The organism is Pseudomonas sp. 43(2021) (assembly GCF_017490805.1).
In the GTDB taxonomy this organism is placed as follows: Bacteria; Pseudomonadota; Gammaproteobacteria; order Pseudomonadales; family Pseudomonadaceae; genus Aquipseudomonas.
Genome location: NZ_JAFGYJ010000082.1, coordinates 1 through 1196, shown reverse-complemented (window position 1 = coordinate 1196; position 1196 = coordinate 1). Strand labels below are relative to the sequence as shown.

Here is a 1196-nt window from a genome sequence, read left to right as displayed (position 1 = left end):
AAATTGCGGCGTGATTCGGCACTGATGAACCAAAACAGCACAGCAGCACATCGCCCGGCTGTGCCGCTGACAACGGCACCTGATACAGCCCCGTCGCCTCCAGATTATCCAGATAGAGATTCTGGCCGTTACGCCACCAGTCATCCTCACGATGAAAGTCCGGCATCTCAATCCCCGCCAGATGATAAGCATCCCGGAACAGTGTGTAACAGTCCGTCACACCGTGCTCAAAGCGCCGCCCGGTGAGATGCGGCACACAGCGGAACTTATGAATCGTCCCCCGGCAGACCAGCCACCACGGCAAATCACTCTGCACCTGCAGCCGCCGGTCGGCCTCACTCAGCCAGGGCAGACCACCGGGGTGGCTGTGGACCAGCGCCACAATCTCACCCTGCATTTCTGCCTGCAGCCAGTCTTCCGGCGACATACGGAAATACGCCTCCGGCTCACCGGAGATATTCACGCAGGGGAAATATCTTTCCCCCTCCGGCGTGCTTACCACGAAGCCGCACGACTCCGCTGGCGCACATCGCCGGGCGTGCGCCAGAATCGCTGATTCTGTCTGTGTCATGGGATTTACTGCGAAAGTTTGTTAATGGAAAGGAAGCCGCCAAAGTTGCCGACGTTATTGCGGAACTTACAACCGCTCAGGCATTTGCTGCATTTATCCTTCGTGATATCGGACGTTGGCTGGTCATATTCATCCGCGACAGCCGGACCGCTATAACCGCACTCGTCACCGCGATAGGTCCAGGTGCAGGTGTTGGCCAGCATGATACGTCCCGGAAAAACAGCGCCATCCGTTTCCGTCGGCGTGGACAGTACAAAGGAGGCACTCACCGCGCTCAGTTCGCTGCACTGCTCAATGCGCCAGCGGCTGATCACCTCCTGCTCCGGATCGGCGTAACTGTTTCCGTTGACGAAGTTCACCGCATCCAGAAAACGGGCGTAAACCTTACGCCGGACCACCGTTCCGCCGACCAGACTCTGCATATCTTCCGCCATCCCGGTGACCATACCGTACAGGTTAGAAACCGTCAGCGTGGGGCGCGTACTGGTGCCTTTGCCATTCAGTTCAAAACCGCTCCCCTGAATGGGATACGGCTGATACTGTCGCCCCTGCCAGGTGACCGGCTCACCTTTTTCGTTCTGCTCATTACAGAAAAAATAACGTTCTCCACCGACCTCTGTCAGGT

Annotated in this window: 2 protein-coding genes; both read right to left on the bottom strand. The window is 57.6% G+C overall.

Annotated elements, in window-relative coordinates:
- The coding region (locus J5M71_RS25975) for a C40 family peptidase (protein WP_085696708.1) at nt 1-571 on the bottom strand (571 nt) is incomplete at its 3' end.
- A gap of 5 nt (nt 572-576) precedes the next feature.
- On the bottom strand, nt 577-1196 hold a 620-nt coding region (locus J5M71_RS25970), incomplete at its 5' end, for a phage minor tail protein L (protein WP_050489968.1).